The 15,770-nt window shown below is 60.9% G+C and carries 17 protein-coding genes; 9 read left to right on the top strand and 8 right to left on the bottom strand.

Annotation, left to right across the window (positions count from 1 at the left end; genetic code table 11):
- Nucleotides 1-11: 11 nt before the first annotated feature.
- The 3 genes from QTL94_RS10435 (at nucleotide 12) to QTL94_RS10425 (ending at nucleotide 3,017) form a co-directional block, all read left to right on the top strand.
- A complete protein-coding gene (locus tag QTL94_RS10435) occupies nucleotides 12-602 on the top strand; it encodes a GNAT family N-acetyltransferase (RefSeq protein WP_289801477.1) in 591 nt (196 codons plus the stop codon).
- 919 nt (nucleotides 603-1,521) lie between these two features.
- Complete coding sequence (locus QTL94_RS10430; RefSeq protein WP_065694724.1) at nucleotides 1,522-1,749, top strand: DUF6719 family protein; 228 nt, start codon at nucleotides 1,522-1,524, stop codon at nucleotides 1,747-1,749.
- 110 nt (nucleotides 1,750-1,859) lie between these two features.
- Nucleotides 1,860-3,017, top strand: a complete 1,158-nt coding sequence (locus tag QTL94_RS10425) for a GGDEF domain-containing protein (RefSeq protein WP_289801476.1) — start codon at nucleotides 1,860-1,862, stop codon at nucleotides 3,015-3,017.
- A gap of 17 nt (nucleotides 3,018-3,034) precedes the next feature.
- On the opposite strand, the gene QTL94_RS10420 is transcribed toward QTL94_RS10425, so the two are convergent.
- The 4 genes from QTL94_RS10420 to QTL94_RS10405 form a co-directional block, all read right to left on the bottom strand.
- The gene (locus QTL94_RS10420; protein WP_289801475.1) at nucleotides 3,035-3,487 is read right to left on the bottom strand and encodes a GNAT family N-acetyltransferase; all 453 of its coding nucleotides are present in this window, start codon (nucleotides 3,485-3,487) and stop codon (nucleotides 3,035-3,037) included.
- 16 nt (nucleotides 3,488-3,503) lie between these two features.
- A complete protein-coding gene (locus QTL94_RS10415; protein WP_065694804.1) occupies nucleotides 3,504-4,493 on the bottom strand; it encodes a WD40 repeat domain-containing protein in 990 nt (329 codons plus the stop codon).
- Complete coding sequence (locus QTL94_RS10410; RefSeq protein ID WP_289801474.1) at nucleotides 4,493-5,572, bottom strand: CobW family GTP-binding protein; 1,080 nt, start codon at nucleotides 5,570-5,572, stop codon at nucleotides 4,493-4,495. Before QTL94_RS10410 ends, QTL94_RS10415 begins: the two co-directional genes overlap by 1 nt.
- A 137-nt stretch (nucleotides 5,573-5,709) precedes the next feature.
- Entirely contained in the window at nucleotides 5,710-6,501 is a 792-nt protein-coding gene (locus tag QTL94_RS10405; RefSeq protein WP_289801473.1) for a creatininase family protein, read from the bottom strand.
- A gap of 7 nt (nucleotides 6,502-6,508) precedes the next feature.
- On the opposite strand from QTL94_RS10405, the gene QTL94_RS10400 reads away from it, so the two are divergent.
- The 3 genes from QTL94_RS10400 to QTL94_RS10390 all read left to right on the top strand — a co-directional run bounded on the left by QTL94_RS10400 (nucleotide 6,509) and on the right by QTL94_RS10390 (nucleotide 9,208).
- On the top strand, nucleotides 6,509-7,099 hold the full coding sequence (locus tag QTL94_RS10400) for a MarR family winged helix-turn-helix transcriptional regulator (RefSeq protein ID WP_065694729.1): 591 nt from the start codon (nucleotides 6,509-6,511) through the stop codon (nucleotides 7,097-7,099).
- Between the two features lie 121 nt (nucleotides 7,100-7,220).
- Nucleotides 7,221-8,243, top strand: coding sequence for a LacI family DNA-binding transcriptional regulator (locus QTL94_RS10395; protein WP_065694730.1), 1,023 nt, complete (start codon nucleotides 7,221-7,223; stop codon nucleotides 8,241-8,243).
- Between the two features lie 17 nt (nucleotides 8,244-8,260).
- Nucleotides 8,261-9,208, top strand: coding sequence for a 2-hydroxyacid dehydrogenase (locus QTL94_RS10390; protein ID WP_289801472.1), 948 nt, complete (start codon nucleotides 8,261-8,263; stop codon nucleotides 9,206-9,208).
- Nucleotides 9,209-9,263: 55 nt separating this feature from the next.
- On the opposite strand, the gene QTL94_RS10385 is transcribed toward QTL94_RS10390, so the two are convergent.
- A complete protein-coding gene (locus tag QTL94_RS10385; protein ID WP_289801471.1) occupies nucleotides 9,264-9,635 on the bottom strand; it encodes a COG4315 family predicted lipoprotein in 372 nt (123 codons plus the stop codon).
- Between the two features lie 167 nt (nucleotides 9,636-9,802).
- Here QTL94_RS10385 and QTL94_RS10380 point away from each other — a divergent pair, with 167 nt between their 5' ends.
- A complete protein-coding gene (locus QTL94_RS10380) occupies nucleotides 9,803-10,267 on the top strand; it encodes a GNAT family N-acetyltransferase (protein WP_289801470.1) in 465 nt (154 codons plus the stop codon).
- A 35-nt stretch (nucleotides 10,268-10,302) separates the two neighbouring features.
- Nucleotides 10,303-11,208, top strand: a complete 906-nt coding sequence (locus QTL94_RS10375) for an adenylate/guanylate cyclase domain-containing protein (protein ID WP_289801469.1) — start codon at nucleotides 10,303-10,305, stop codon at nucleotides 11,206-11,208.
- A 7-nt stretch (nucleotides 11,209-11,215) separates the two neighbouring features.
- On the opposite strand, the gene QTL94_RS10370 is transcribed toward QTL94_RS10375, so the two are convergent.
- Nucleotides 11,216-11,995: a gamma-glutamyl-gamma-aminobutyrate hydrolase family protein gene (locus tag QTL94_RS10370; RefSeq protein WP_289801468.1), complete on the bottom strand. Its 780-nt coding sequence runs from the start codon at nucleotides 11,993-11,995 to the stop codon at nucleotides 11,216-11,218.
- A 294-nt stretch (nucleotides 11,996-12,289) separates the two neighbouring features.
- On the opposite strand from QTL94_RS10370, the gene QTL94_RS10365 reads away from it, so the two are divergent.
- Nucleotides 12,290-13,396 carry a TRAP transporter substrate-binding protein gene (locus QTL94_RS10365; protein WP_065694736.1) on the top strand — a complete coding sequence of 369 codons (1,107 nt, stop codon included), beginning with the start codon at nucleotides 12,290-12,292 and terminating at the stop codon, nucleotides 13,394-13,396.
- 58 nt (nucleotides 13,397-13,454) lie between these two features.
- Here QTL94_RS10365 and QTL94_RS10360 read toward each other — a convergent pair whose 3' ends face one another.
- A complete protein-coding gene (locus tag QTL94_RS10360; RefSeq protein ID WP_289801467.1) occupies nucleotides 13,455-14,996 on the bottom strand; it encodes a TRAP transporter large permease in 1,542 nt (513 codons plus the stop codon).
- Between the two features lie 22 nt (nucleotides 14,997-15,018).
- The gene (locus tag QTL94_RS10355; protein WP_289801466.1) at nucleotides 15,019-15,558 is read right to left on the bottom strand and encodes a TRAP transporter small permease subunit; all 540 of its coding nucleotides are present in this window, start codon (nucleotides 15,556-15,558) and stop codon (nucleotides 15,019-15,021) included.
- Nucleotides 15,559-15,770: the final 212 nt, after the last annotated feature.

Below are 15,770 nucleotides of genomic sequence, written 5' to 3'. Positions count from 1 at the left end.
GGGAGGCCACGATGGCCGCTGTTCTTGATTCTGTCCGCGCATTCTTTGCGCCTACTGCCTTCACCATCGACGCCGAAAACGCCGGCGACGTCGTGGCTCGAGAAACCTTGCTTGATCGCGCCATGGGTCCGAACCGCCGCAAGAAGTCGTCGGAAAAGATCCGCCGCGGCCGCGTGCCGGCGGAAGGCCTGGCGCTGGTTGCGCGTGATCGCGACGGTCATGTGATTGGCACCGTGCGCCTGTGGAACGTCGAAGCCGGCGTGAATGCTGACGCAACCGCGATCAACGCGCTACTGCTCGGGCCGCTGGCGGTCGATTCCAGCTTCGAAGGCAAGGGTGTCGGTTCGGCGCTGATGCGCGCCGCCATTCTGGAAGCGAAGAACCGTGGGCACGGCGCGATCCTGCTCGTCGGCGATGCGCCTTACTACGAGCGTTTCGGCTTCTTTGCCGAGAAGGCTCAACATCTCGTCATGCCAGGTCCCTTCGAACGCTCGCGCTTCCTGGCGCTGGAGCTCACCGAAGGCTGGCTTGACGGCGCGGCCGGCATGATCGTCCCGACGGGGCGGATGCTGACAAGCGCACCGGTCCGCAGGGCGGCGTGATCGGTAGAGCCTCTCCCCTGATGGGGAGGGGCTTTTTCGTTTTCTGGTTTTAGAAAATCAGAATTCAGGGGCGCCGGAAGAGCCGGCGGACGATTATCCCTTAAGCTTTACCTGCCTACCCCGAGGGGTACCCGTTCATTTTACGACGCTTGCGTCCGTCAGTTGGGTTCCGGCAGTCTGAACGACATTTTCAGGTATAGCGGCGATGAAAAACATCGTGAAAGCATAAACCGCGAATATAGTCGCTGCGGCAGTGGCCTTTAGAATCATTCATGCACTCCTATTCTCAGGAGTTCAATGTGGGCTCAAAAAGCGGCTTTCCCAAGAGTTTTCTGAACGGCAGATGAACAAAAATCTGTGACGGTAAATTTTAACGATATTTTAGCAACACCTGAGTTTGCCTTTGGCGGGGAGGAAATTCATGGTTTGTTCGAATAAAATGCAATTATTTCAATCAAGTAGCTGAAATTTTCAGCAGGAATCATGCTCGCCCGACAAGCGCGCCTCTATGATCGCATGGTCATCGAGCAGGGAGCCGGGTTCATGAACCGGTCTGCCTCCGTTCATATTCCGGCGCTCGATGACGGTCGCAAAATGGTGGGTCGGATGCCGTCAGGGCAAATGATTCGTCCGGAATAGCCGGAACGGGAGACGCTCCTGCCGCTCTGAGGAGACCGGAAACCACAAGCGATCGGGCAGGCGGCAATGCCTGACACCACACAATCAACGCCCAGCTGCCTGCCTATTCTCCCCTTGAACAGACCGTCGCGGAGGCTCTTCGCGCGGTGATCAGTGCTGCCGAGAATGATCCGGGTCGTCGGCAATCATTTCAAGTCGCGATTGTACTCGCGCCGCTTGCGCATAGGCATGTTCTGTAGGATTGTATATTAGCAAGCGATAAATTTCTGGAGGTGTTCTAATGGTGCGTGCAATCATCATTCTCGCTTCAGCCGCATTGCTGACGTCAGCACTCGATACGGCCGCCGCTGGCGCGACGCAGGTCGTGACAACGCAGCCGACATTGGCCAACATGTCGCCGGGACAATCCGTGCTTTACGACGACAAGCGTTGCCCGGCCGGAATGATCGCGAAATTCACCAAGGCGCAGAAGCGAAGCGAACTGAAGCGCAACTGCATCCACCACTGATATCGGCTTTGACAGTGGTGCGCATCGACCGTTAAAATCTTAGATGTAGCTCCAATCAAATCGCAAATGTCCGCGTGTATAACGCGAGCCGTCTTACCTCGGGGTTTGCGATGCTTCTGGATCTCAGAACGATCTATGTGGTTTCTGCCATGACATGCCTGGTGTTGGGCTGCGCTCACCTCGCCGCCTATAACACCGGGCGTTTTGGGCGTTGGCCCGCATGGTGGGGCGCCAGCAATCTCCTCGTCGGGATGGGCACGGTTCTCGTGTCTCTGCGGGGCTTCGTTCCGTCCTTCTTCTCGCTTGATGTCGGCAACGTCGCGACGATCGCCGGCTATCTCCTGATGTTTTTTGCCGTTCGCATTTTTGCCGGGCGGTCGATCGATGGGCGCCGGTGCGGGCTAGTGCTCGCCTGCATCAGTCTGCCCGTCCTGATCTTCACGATCGATCCGACGGCGGTGTCGGCGCGGATCTTCTACGTTTCGGTCGTCTGCTGCCTCTGCGATCTGGCGATCCTGCGCGAGACCATTGGCATCTATCGTCGCGAGAAGTCGTTCGCGGCGTGGCTCTTTGCCTGGCTCTACGTTCCAACGGCCGTCATGTTCTTCATCCGCAGCCTGCTTGCGGCGACCGGTGTGATCGGCGGCCCCGATGTTTTCGGCAGCAGCCCCGTTCACAGCTGGATGGCAACCACGGCCGTCGTCTTCATCGCGCTGCGCAGCATGGTGGTCGTGCTGATGGCGGCGGAGCGCAGCACGAACGAGCTGATGGAGCTGGCGCATCACGACCCGTTGACCGGAGCGCTGAACCGCTGCGGCCTCGCGCAGCGCCTTCCACTCCAGACGTCGCTGCCGGTCGCGGTGCTGGCAATCGATATCGATCACTTCAAGCAGCTGAATGACCTGCATGGGCATGTTGTCGGCGATGATATGCTGAAGCTTTTCGCGGGCGTTGTGCGCAATGTGCTTCGCCCTGTCGATCTGCTGTCGCGCCAGGGCGGGGATGAGTTTCTGGCCGTGCTCAAGGATGTGTCCGCCGAGGGGGCGGTTGCGACCGCCGAAAGCATCCGGGCGGCATTCAGTGTCGCCGTTTCGCGTGTGCCGGAGCTCGCGGTATCGCCCACGCTCAGCATCGGCGTGGCGGCAAGCGCACAGCCGATAGTGGATTTCGAGCAGCTTTTGAGAGAGGCGGACGAGGCGCTCTATTTCTCCAAGCGGCAGGGCCGGAACCGGGTCGAGGCCTTTGTCGCCCAGGAACACGCGGCCTGAGCCATCCCGGCGATTGACTAGGCCGAAAGCCTGCGCCAGCGATAGAGTACGTCGGGCTCGCGCTCCTCGTTGTCGCCATCCGTTTCTCGCTGGGCTACAAAGCCGTGGCGTTCGTAGAAGCGGCGCGCCCCGGCATTCTTACTGAACGTCCAGAGCTGGATATCGTCCATGGATGCCTTGGCCTCGCCAAGGAGCAGGGAGCCTATGCCCCGGTCCTGAAATGCGGGAAGGACGTACAGCTGTTCCACCCAGCCTCGACCGTAGGCAATCACGCCGACAAGCCGATGTTCGACGGTTGCGCCGAGAAGGGTGTATCCGGGGAGGAGATGGGTGCGCCAATAATGCTCATCCTCTTCAGGGGTATGAACATCGGGCAGCCAAGGCAGCCTTGCCCCAAGTGCGACCCGCCGCAGCGCTGCCGCCTCTGCCATGTGGCGAGCCTCGAGCGAGATGATGTCGGTTGATCCCATCTCGCCCGGTCTTTTTCTAAGCGGCGATATCGACGACGCCGCAGTCGCCCGCTTCGGAGGCGAACGCAAGCAGCTTGCCGTTCTTGCTCCAGCTCATCGAGGTGATCGCGCCCTTGCCGGGGCGGCGGAGCAGGGCTTCCTTGCTGTCGTTGAGACGCACGGCGAGGATCATGCCGTCGATGAAGCCGATGGCGAGGATATCCTCGACCGGATGGAACTTCACGGCGGTCGCCATGATGTTGGCGCGGGTGCCGAGTTCGAGCGGCGCCTTGCCCATCGGTCCGTCCTTGCCCTGGAACGGCCAGACGATCGCAGCCGGCGCGCCGGATGACGCGAGCCACTTGCCCTTGGCGGACCAAGAGAGAGATTTCACCTTGGCGGGATAGCCGGTCATGCGCATGTGTCTGGCTTCGCTGCCCGGCTTGATGTCGAGTTTCCAGCCGTGCAGCGCATTTTCCTGCATCGTGGTCACGAGGAAGTTGCCGTCTGGCGAGAAAGTCACGCCGGTATGGGCGCCCTTCCACTCGAGATCGACGGGCTTTGCTTCGGTGGCGACCCAATGCAGCGAGACGCCGTTATAACGTGCCGCGGCGATGCGCATGCCTTTCGGCGCAAACGCAAGGCCTTCAACAGTGCGCTCTTCGGTGAATTCCTTCGTCGTGCCGTCGGCCAGCCGGACGAACGAGCTCTTGCCATAGGCATAGGCGATCGCGCCCTGCGGTCCGGCGGCCAGCTGGGAAATCCACTTGCGCGGCGCGTGGGCAAGTTCGGTCACGGAGCCGTCGGCTGCGATCCGCAGGACCTTGCCGTCCTCGCCGCCCGAGATCAGGCTTTCGCTATAGGGATCGCGAATGCAGCTGATCATGCCCTGATGGGCTTCGGACAGCTTCTCGCCGCCATCCAGCCGGTGAAAGCTGCCGCTGGCATTCGCGAAGAAGGGGATATCACCTAAAAATTCGACGGCCAGAATATGGCCGTCGATATCGAATGGGGCAACTGTTGGCATCAGGCGGCGGCCTCGCACGCCTTGAAGGAGGCCTCCAGCTTTTCACGGTCGAGTTCGCGGCCGATGAAGACGAGACGGGTCTCGCGCTTCTCGCCATCCTTCCAGGCACGCTGGTGATCGCCTTCGATGATCATGTGGACGCCCTGAACGACGTAGCGTTCGGCGTCGCCCTTGAAGGCGATGATGCCCTTCAGGCGCAGGATGTTCGGACCCTGCGTCTGGGTGATCTTCTGGATCCACGGGAAGAAGCGGTCCGGGTTCATTTCACCGCCGCGCAGCGAGACCGACTGCACTGTCACGTCATGGATCGGCGACATGGCGCCATGATCATGGTGGTGGTGATGCTCGTGATCATGGTCATGACCATGGTGGTCGTGGTCGCAATCCGGGCCGCAGACATGATCATCGTGGTCATGGTCGAGGAAGTGCGGATCGTTTTCCAGCGCGCGTTCCAGGTTGAAGGCGCCTTGATCGAGCACGCGGGCGAGATCGACACCGGAGCGGCTGGTCTTGTAGACGCGGGCCGACGGGTTGATGGCGTGGACGATGTCTTCGATCTGCGCCAGTTCTTCCGGCGTCACGAGGTCCGTCTTGTTGATCAGGACGACGTCGGCAAAGGCGATCTGGTCCTCGGCTTCGCGGCTGTCCTTCAGGCGCAGCGGCAGGTGCTTGGCATCGACGAGAGCGACAACGGCGTCGAGTTCGGTCTTGGCGCGGACATCGTCGTCCATGAAGAAGGTCTGGGCGACCGGTACCGGATCGGCAAGGCCCGTCGTTTCAACGATGATGCCGTCGAACCGGCCCGGGCGGCGCATCAGGCCTTCGACGACGCGGATCAGGTCGCCGCGCACGGTGCAGCAGACGCAGCCATTGTTCATTTCATAGATCTCTTCGTCGGATTCGACGATGAGATCATTGTCGATGCCGATCTCGCCGAACTCGTTGACGATGACGGCGTATTTCTTGCCGTGGCTCTCCGTCAGGATGCGGTTCAGCAAGGTCGTCTTGCCGGCGCCAAGGTAGCCGGTGAGAACGGTGACAGGGATCGGCTTCTGCTGAGTGGGGATTGCGTCGGTCATGAGAACCTCGAGAGTGGGGGCTTGCCCAAGGACCGGAGGACCCGGGCATAAAAATTCGTCGGTCTCATATAAGGAGTTGCGACCGGCAGTTCAAAGGGTTTTGTATGTTATAAGATCACATTGCGTAAGCGGAGCAACTAGGTGAGCCGTGACGCGTCGAATGCATCGACATCCTGCAGCAGTTCCACCAGCCCCTTCACCGCGTGCGCGATAAGCGCTTCGCCCTTTTCCATCGTGGCCAGAGCGGCGTTGCCGGCAACACCCTGCGCGTTGAGATCCGACATTTTCCAGCCGAACGCGTGCGGTCCATAAGCGCGCAGATGTTTGAAGCGCTCCGCGAAGTCGCTTTGCCGCGAGGGGAAGTTCGCGGCCTTGCTCATATCCACCTTGTCGGGGTTCAATGCCAGCATGACCGAGGTTTCGATGTCGCCGCCGTGGATGTCGACCGCCTTTTCCTCGGGCGATATGGTCCCCGGCGGCAGGCCGAAGCGGGTCCAGCTGGTGGCGACGGCGAGCATGTTGAAGCGCACGCGCGCTTCCGTCGCGACGATCGTCATCAGCGGCGAGTTGCCGCCGTGGGCATTGAGCATCACGAATTTGCGGACACCCTGAGCCGCGAGCCGTTCCGCGATGCCAAGCCAGCGCTCGACAGCCTCCGCGTAGCCCAGGGTTTGCGTGCCTGTCACATCCATATGCTCGATTGAATAGCCGACCGATTCGGTGCGCAGGAATGTTACGGGCAGCTGGTCTGGCAGGGCGGATTTGAGCCGGGCAACGATGCCGCTGGCAATCAGCGTATCGGTGTCGAAGGGCAGGTGGGGGCCGTGCTGCTCGTGGGCGCCGAGCGGCAGGACAGCGATCCACCGGCTCCGTTCGGCGGGCGGAAGGGTCGGATCGTTGTCTTCCAAGTCGTGTGAAGGCGCAATCATCCGGCTAATGCCTCTTGTTTATGACGAGATCATGCGCAATGTCATAACGCAGCGCTCTCAATGCTTAAAGATCAAAGGGATGGCGATGGGCAAGAAGCACAAGGACGGCAAGAAGCAAAAGTCCAAGAAGAAGGATCAAACCGAATATACGGTGGTCGATCTTTCGCCGGCTTTGACGCAGGCCGCCCGATCGATGCGCACCGTGCTCTCCCGCAACCTGCTGGATAGCGGGCTCTACGCCGGGCAGGACGGCGTCATCCTCTCGCTTGCCGAAGCCGACGGCATGACGGCGGGCGCTCTGGCACACAAGCTAGGCGTCAAGGCGCCGACGATGACCCGCACCATCGGGCGCATGGAGGCGCAAGGCTTTCTCGAGCGCAAGGCCGATGCCGACGACGCGCGCTTGACCAAGGTCTATCTCACGGAACTCGGGCGCAGCAGCGTCGCGGCAATCGAAATGGCGTCGTCCGCCTGCGACAGGCTGGCTACGCAGGAGTTCTCCGAAAAGGAGATCCGCAACCTCGTTCGGCTTCTGAAGGCAATCGACGGCAATCTTCAGGCGGAAGCCATACCTCTCGAAGAGCCCGAGGAAATTTGACAGTTTCATGAAATTACAAATTGCGCCCTCGGATTTAATCTTTTAATTAAACATTTTAAGAGCTCCCGTCTTTCCGATCGGCCGGGTGCAGAGAAACCCGCGCGTTGCCTGGGGAGGACACGTGGCTCAGAAGATCAAGCTTTCGACCATCGCCGAAACGCTCGGCATTTCCACCGCAACCGTATCCCTTGCCTTACGCGACAGTCCGCTGGTCGCCGGCGCCACGCGCGACAAGATCAAGGAACAGGCCCGGGCGCTTGGCTACATCTACAACCGCCGCGCCGCCAGCCTTCGTACATCGCGATCGGGGATTATCGGCGTCGTCGTGCACGACATTATGAACCCGTTCTACGGCGAAATTCTCAAGGCGATCGAAAGCGAGCTCGACCGGAGCCGGCACACGTTCATCCTTTCCAACCACTATGACTCGGTCGAAAAGCAGCGGACCTTCATCGAAACGCTGCTGCAGCTCGGCGGCGACGGTGTCATCATGTCGCCTGCCATCGGCACGCCGCCCGAAGACATGCAGCTCGCCGAAGACAACGGCATGCCGGCTATCCTCGTTGCCCGCTCGATGGAGGGGTCGGATCTGCCGACTTATCGCGGCGACGACAGCTACGGCATTTCGCTTGCCACCAATCACCTGATCGGTCTTGGCCATCGCTCGATCGCGATGATCGGCGGCACCGACCAGACGTCGACCGGGCGTGATCGCTACCAGGGTTACGTGAACGCGCTGCGCAAGGCTGGCATCGATGTCGATCCGGGTCTGCGCATTCCCGGCCCGCGCTCGATGCAGGGCGGCTTCGAGGCTGCCGTGCACTTCCTGTCCCTGCCGCAAAAGCCTACGGCTGCCGTCTGCTGGAACGATCTCGTTGCGATCGGTCTGATGAACGGTATCGCTCGCGCCGGCTTGGTGCCGGGCAAGGATATTTCCGTAACCGGCTATGACGATCTCGAGGAGGCATCGATTTCGATGCCGGCGCTGACGACCGTGTGGAATGGTCAGGCCGAGGTCGGGCGGCTTGCCGCTCGCGCGCTACTTGATCGCCTTGCCGGCAGTCACGAGCCTGATGGGATCCATCTCATCAAGCCGGAGATGCGGATCCGCCAATCCACCAGCCCATACCGGGCCCGCCTGTAAATCACAGAGGAAATGCCATGTCCCGCATCGCTGTTCTCGTCCCGGGGAAGATCCACGAGCGCGTTCTTGCGCGCTTGAAGGAAGCCTTCGATGTCATCGAAGCCGATCCCTTGTCGCTCGATGCCGCGACCGCCGGGCGCATTCGTGGCGTTGCGGTTTCCGGAACGTTCGGTGCGGCGGCTATCGATGCACTGCCGAATGTCGAGCTGATCTCCAGCTTCGGCGTCGGTTATGATGGGGTCGACGCAAAGCATGCGGCGTCCAAAGGCATCATCGTCACGAACACGCCTGACGTGCTGAACGACGAAGTGGCCGATACGGCGATCGGGCTTCTGCTTAACACCGTTCGCGAGTTTCCCCGCGCCGAAAACTGGCTGCGCGAAGGCAACTGGAAGCCGGGGCAGAACTATCCCCTGTCTCGTTTCTCGCTGAAGGGTCGCCATGTCGGGCTTTATGGCCTTGGCCGCATCGGCCAGGAGATTGCCAATCGCCTTGCGCCGTTCAAGGTGAAGATCAGCTACCACACGCGGTCGCGCCATGCCGACGCGCCCTATGACTACTATCCGACATTGAAGGAACTGGCAGACGCCGTCGACACGATGATCGCCATCGTTCCGAAAACGCCGCAGACCCACAAGACGGTGAATGCCGAAGTGCTCTCAGCGCTCGGCCCGGATGGCGTCTTCGTCAATATCGGGCGCGGCTGGACGGTCGATGAGGAGGCGCTCGCCTCGGCATTGTCTTCCGGCAAGCTCGGTGCCGCGGGCCTCGATGTCTTCTACGACGAACCGCATGTACCGGCGGCACTGCTGAACCTGCCGAACGCCGTGCTTCTGCCGCACCTTGCTTCCGGCTCGGTCCCGACCCGCAATGCGATGGCTGATCTCGTCGTCGATAATCTCGTCGAGTGGTTCGGGAAGGGCAAGGCGTTGACGCCGGTTCCGGAAACGCCCGTGAAGGGCTGACGATTGAAGGCGCGCGACGATCGGGCGATCATCGCGCGCTTACCGTTGCCGGCGGTTATTTGGCGACGTGCCAAACCCCGCCCATGCCTTCGCCGTTCATGTCGCCGCCCTTCATGTCGCCGCTGAATGTGTAAAGCGGCTTGCCGCCATAGGCCCACATTTCCTTGCCGTCGGCAGCCTTGACCAACGTCCATTCGCCTTCAGCCTTGGACTTTGCCGCGGCATGGAACGCCGGCCATTTTTTCAGGCAGGCCTTGTCGCAGTTCGATTTGCCCGCAGTGTCCTTGTCGAAGGTGTAAAGCGTCATGCCCTTTGCGTCGGCCATGACCTTGCCCATCTTCGTGTCGACCATCATGGCCGGTTCTGCTGCGACGGCCGAAAACGCGGTTGCGGTCAACAAACCGATAGAGAGTATCAGCGTTTTCATGATTACCTCCAAAACGGGAGTGCCAGCGGGATGCTGGTAGCGCTCGCTCTGCTTGAGAAAACGCTGCGGGAAAGTTGCGGTTCCATCCCTGCACGCGAGGCGTTGCCAGCAATGCGGGTCTGGCTAGGATGTTGCGGAATCAATGCTCATAAGGACCGGAGACGCGCATGCTGACCATCAGGACTTATCGTCCGGCTGATAGCGAGGCGACCGCGGAAATATTCCTGAGATCGATCCGCGAGGTTGCGTCAAAAGACTACGATCCGGCACAGGTGGACGCCTGGGCCAAGGTGGAAGACCCTGGCGCCTGGGCCAGACGGCGGGCAAGCCGGCCGACATGGATTGTCGAGCACGATGCGGTGTCCATCGGCTTCAGCGACCTGGAGCCGGATGGACATCTCGACATGATGTTCGTTCATCCCGAGTATCAGGGCATCGGCGTGGCCTCGCTGCTGCTTGCGACCGTGGAGGCCGCAGCGCGCGATCAGGGACTGGTACGTCTGTTCACCGAGGCGAGCCTGACGGCACGGCCCTTCTTCGAGAGGAAAGGCTTCGTCGTGCTGGCAGCTCAGAGCGTTGAAAAGCGGGGCCAGCTGTTGCAGAACTTCCGCATGGAAAAGTCGCTGCGCTAGAAGCGCCGACTGAAACCGAGGAGGGGTGGGGACGCATGAGCGAGACGCAGCGGAAGCTTACGACGATCTTTTCCGCCGACGTTCAGGACTACACCCGCCTGATGGGTGCGGACGAGGAGGGGACACTTGCGACGCTGAAGCGTTACCGGGACGCGATGTCGCGGCTGATCGGCGTGCATGGTGGGCGGGTGATCAATACCTGGGGCGACGGGCTGATTGCCGAGTTTCCGAGCGTCGTTGAAGCGGTGCGGACGGCGGTGGACGTCCAGAACGAATTGGCCGGCTTGAACGCCGCACGCCCCGCCGACGGCCGGATGCTGTTTCGGATCGGGATCAATCTTGGGGACGTGATCGTCGAGGGCGACGACATCTATGGCGATGGCGTGAACATTGCGGCACGGCTGCAGGGCTCGGCGCCGGCCGGCGGAATCGTGATCTCCAATACCGTCTACGACCAGGTGCGCAACAAGGTGGCTGTCGGCTTCGATTTCCTGGGGCCGCTGGCGGTGAAGAACGTGGCCGATGCCGTGCCCAGCTATGCGGTGCGGATCGGCGAGCGCGAGGATGCGCCACAGCAACCGAGGACCGATGACGTCCGCCCTGCTATGGCGCCTGTTGCGCAGGCTCGCCGACCGGCGATCTTCAGCCACAAGCCTGTCGCTTTCTTCGCGGTGATCGCCATCGCGCTGGTCGTGATCAACATCCTGACTTGGCAGGGGGTGTTCTGGGCAGAGTGGCCGCTCCTTGCCATTGTCTTCCTTGCGGCGATGAACTGGAGCCGAAGCCAGACCTGGCTGGACCCGCGCCTTGCGGGCCTGGGGGTTGTCGCAGCGGGTCTGGTCTGCATCAACCTTCTGTCGTGGCATGGCGTGTTCTGGGCGGTCTGGCCGCTTCTCGCCATCGCCGTTGTCGTGAGCCTTCGATGGATAAAGCGCGGCTAGCGATGGTTTAGGCGATCGCCTTTGACGGTGCCATCGGCAGCTTGCCGGTGGCGTAATCTCTGACCGCATCACCAAAGGCGGAGAAGATCTGGTTGGAGGGCTTGTCGGTTTCGGCCCAGTATTCCGGGTGCCATTGCACGCCGACCGCAAAGGCTGCGGCATCGATGACGGAAACGGCTTCGATCGTGCCATCCTCGGCCACGGCTTCCACTTGCAGGCGCGGCGCGGTGTTTGCAATCGCTTGGCGATGCAGCGAGTTCACCTTGATCTCGCCAGGACCGATGATGCGGGCGATGCAGGAGCCTTCCTTGACGAAGACGCTCTGGCGGATCGCATACATGCCGTCGCGATCGACGTCCGCCGGCTTGCGATGATCCCAGATGCCGGGTTGGTCCTGAATCTCGCTGGCAAGCGAGCCACCGAGCGCAACATTGAGTTCCTGGATGCCGCGGCAGATCGCCAGCAGCGGGATCGCACGATCGATCGCCCGGCGGATGAGCGGCAGGGTGGTCATGTCGCGGGCGACGTCGAACGGTCCGTCGGCCTCGGTGGCCGGCATTCCGTAGAAGGAGGGGTGAACGTTGCTGGCCGAGCCGGAAACGAGGACGCCATCGACACGATCGAGGATCGCATCGGTGTCATATCCCTCTTCGAAGGCTGGAATGATGAAGGCCATGACGCCGGCGGCATTCAGCGCCGCGCGGACATACTGATGTTGCACGGCATGCCAGCTCGCGCCGTCGAAGGTGCGGATGTCGGCTGGAACGGCGACGATAGGCTTCGTCATGTCTACCCCGGAAAATGATGCGCTTGGCTAATGTGTGAAACCAGAAAGCCTTCGAAGTCAACGTTTCGATCCAATCGCGGGCAAAATTGCGGCAGCTGCCACTCTCCCGCTCGCGGAATCATTTTCTAACCTGCTGATTTCGATGGAAATGATCAGCCCGCCACATTGGCGTCGTGATCCCAAAGACTAATAGTGCACCGCTTGAAACACATGCGTGCACATGCTTAGCTCCACACCATTGTGCGGGTAGGGATGAGGGTTCGCCGCGCAGTACCATCTATTGGGAGGTTTTTGATGGATCGTCGTTCATTCATGAAGAAGGCAGGAACCGCCGGCGCCGGCGCGGTTGCTGCGACTGCGCTTGCGGCCCCGGCGATCGCACAGGAGAACCCGAAGATCTCGTGGCGCATGACATCTTCGTTCCCGAAGAGTCTCGACACGATCTATGGCGGCGCCGAAGATATTGCCAAGCATATTGCCGCGTCGACCGATGGCAATTTCACCATCCAGCCCTTCGCCGCCGGTGAAATCATTCCGGGCCTGCAGGCGGCGGATGCCGTCAGTGCGGGCACCGTCGAGGCGGCGCATACCTGCTCCTATTATTTCGTCGGCAAGGATCCGACCTATGCGATTGGCACGGCCATTCCATTCGGTCTCAACGGGCGCCTGACCAATGCCTGGTTCTACCAGGGCAACGGCAATACGCTGATGAACGAATTCTATGCCACACAGGGCATCTACGGCCTGCCCGCCGGCAACACCGGGGCTCAGATGGGCGGCTGGTTCCGCAAGGAAATCAACACGCTCGACGACCTGAAGGGTGTCAAGATGCGCATCGCCGGCCTTGCGGGCCAGGTGATCAGCAAGGTAGGCGTCATTCCGCAGCAGATCGCGGGCGGCGACATCTATCCGGCGCTGGAAAAGGGCACCATCGATGCGTCCGAATTCGTCGGTCCCTATGACGACCTGAAGCTCGGCCTGCACAAGGTGGCGAAGTACTACTACTATCCGGGCTGGTGGGAGGGTGGTCCGACCGTTCACGCCTTCTTCAATCTGGAAAAGTGGAACAGCCTGCCGAAGCATTACCAGGCGGCCCTCAACGATGCCTGCGCCTTTGCCAATACCAACATGCTGGCAAAGTACGACCTCAAGAACCCGCCGGCTCTTAAGCAGCTGGTTGCCGAGGGCGCGACGCTGCGTCCGTTCAGCCAGGAGATCATGGAAGCCTGCTTCCAGGCGTCACTTGGGATCTACGGCGAGATTTCGGCCTCCAACCCCTACTTCAAGAAGATCTACGAGGACCAGACGGCGTTCAAGCGTGACGCTTATCTCTGGATGCAGCTGTCCGAATACACCTTCGACACGTTCATGATGATCCAGCAGCGAGCCGGAAAGATCTGATCGCACTCGTAACGGCTAAAGATGAAAGCCCCGGGTCGACGTCCGGGGCTTTTCTTTGTCATTTGATCTGTGGCGGCTGGCTCAGGTCCGTTGCCGGCGACGCGGGCTTTGCTGGCGCTGGTGGTTGTCCGGGCAGGCCATTCATCGGGGGCAGGGTCAGCCCGGGCAATTGCGGCGAGGCGCCGCCCGGCGCGCCCAGGGGCGGCAGCGAAAGGCCGTTGCCGCCGAAGCCCGGAACCTCGATCTTGATCGAGTTCGGATCGACTTTCGGTCCCTTGTCCAGCCAGTAGGTCACCGATTGCGGCCAGAAGATCACGATCGCCACGAGGATCAGCTGCATGCCGACCCAGGGCAGGGCGCCCATGTAGATGTCCGAGGTCTTGACGTTACGATCGGCGATGGAGCGCAGGTAGAAGAGCGCGAAGCCGAAGGGCGGATGCATGAAGCTCGTCTGCATGTTGACGCAGATCAACACGCCGAACCAGATCAGGTCGATGCCGAGCGCCGAAGCGACCGGCGCCAGCATCGGGATGACGATGAAGGCGATCTCGAAGAAATCGAGGAAGAAGGCGAGGACGAAGATGAAGATGTTGACGAAGATCAGGAAGCCGACGGGGCCGCCCGGAATGCCCGATAGCATGTGCTCGATCCAGCGCGAGCCGTCCATGCCCTGAAAGACGAGGCTGAAGCAGGTGGAGCCGATCAGGATCATTACCACCATCGAGGTGATGTGCATGGTCGAGCGCATCGCCTCCTGCATCAGCGGCCAGGTGAGGCGGCGATGCATGGCGGCAAGCGCCATGGCGCCGACGACGCCGAGCGCGCCCGCTTCGGTCGGCGTCGCCAGGCCCATGAAGATGGTGCCGAGCACCAGGAAGATCAGGACGATCGACGGCACCATGCCGGCCAACACTCGGAGCAGCAGGGCCCAGCTGAAGTCGCCGCGTACCTCCTTCGGCAGCGGCGGCACGGAGCTTGGCTTCACGATCGACAGGATCAGGATATACGCCATGAAGATCGCGACCTGCAGGATCGAAGGACCTATGGCGCCGAGGTACATGTCACCCACCGACTTGCCGAGCTGGTCGGCCAGGACGACGAGCACGAGCGAGGGCGGGATGACCTGGGTAATCGTTCCGGAGGCGGCGATAACGCCGGTGGCGAGCCGCGGGCTGTAGCCATAACGCAGCATGATCGGCAGCGAGATCACGCCCATGGTGATGACCGAAGCGGCAACGGTGCCGGTGATGGCGCCGAGGACGGCCCCCACCAGGATCACCGCATAAGCGAGACCACCCGGCACCCGACCGAAGAGCTTTCCCATGCCTTCCAGCAGGTCCTCGGCAAGGCCGCAGCGCTCGAGGATCGCCCCCATGAAGGTGAAGAAAGGAATGGCGAGCAGCAGGTCGTTGGACACGATGCCGAAGAAGCGCAGCGGCAGGGCCTGCAGGAAGGCTTCGCTGAAATGGCCGGTTGAAATGCCGATGATGCCGAAGAACAGGCCGACGGCGGCCAGCGAAAAGGCAACCGGGAAACCATAGAGCATGAAGAGAACCATGCCCACGAACATGGCCGGCGGAATGATGCCGAAATCAAACAAATGCTATTCCTCCCGGTCCTGATTACTGCAGCGGCTTTTCGTATTTCGTGTCGATATCCACGTGGCCTGTCAGGGCCGCGATCCGCTTGATCAGCTCGGAGACACCCTGCAACGCTAGAAGGCCGAAGCCGCAAAGGAGGACGAGCTTGACCGGCCAGCGGATGAGCCCGCCGGCATTGGCCGAGACCTCGTGCTGCTGATAGGAGGAGAGGAAGAAAGGCCAGCAGAGCCAGGTGAGAAAAATGCAGGCCGGTATCAGAAAGACGATCAGGCCGATGATGTCGATCCAGATCCGCGCCTTGTCCGACACGGCGCCGTAGATCAGATCGACGCGGACATGTTCGTTCATGCGCAGCGTGTGTGCCGCACCGAGCACCACGACGAAGGCGAAGAGATACCACTGGATCTCAAGCCAGCCGTTGGAGCTGTAGTTGAACGAGTAGCGGATCAGGGCATTGGCGGCGCTGATCAGGCAGCATAGCAGGACCATGTATTCGGACAGCTTGCCCATGAATTGGCTGATCGCATCGATCAGCCGGCTGACGGTCAAAAATGCCGACATGCCTCTCCCCTTTTTTCGTGCCTTTTTCGGCACGTTCTCCCCTCCCAATTGGTAGACCAGGGTTTTTCAAATTGGAAGGATAAAGCCGGGATGTTGGATTATAGTCTTATACACGCAGCGGCCTATGCAAGGTGTCCCAGATAACCAGGGATAGAGCTGGTTCGGAACCAAACATCTCTTTTTAAGTGCGTAAACCTTTAAGAAACCACGAT

The organism is Rhizobium sp. S96, assembly GCF_030382195.1.
GTDB lineage: Bacteria > Pseudomonadota > Alphaproteobacteria > Rhizobiales > Rhizobiaceae > Rhizobium.
The sequence above is the reverse complement of the archived record's forward strand: the minus strand, read 5'-3'. Positions and strand labels throughout refer to the sequence as shown.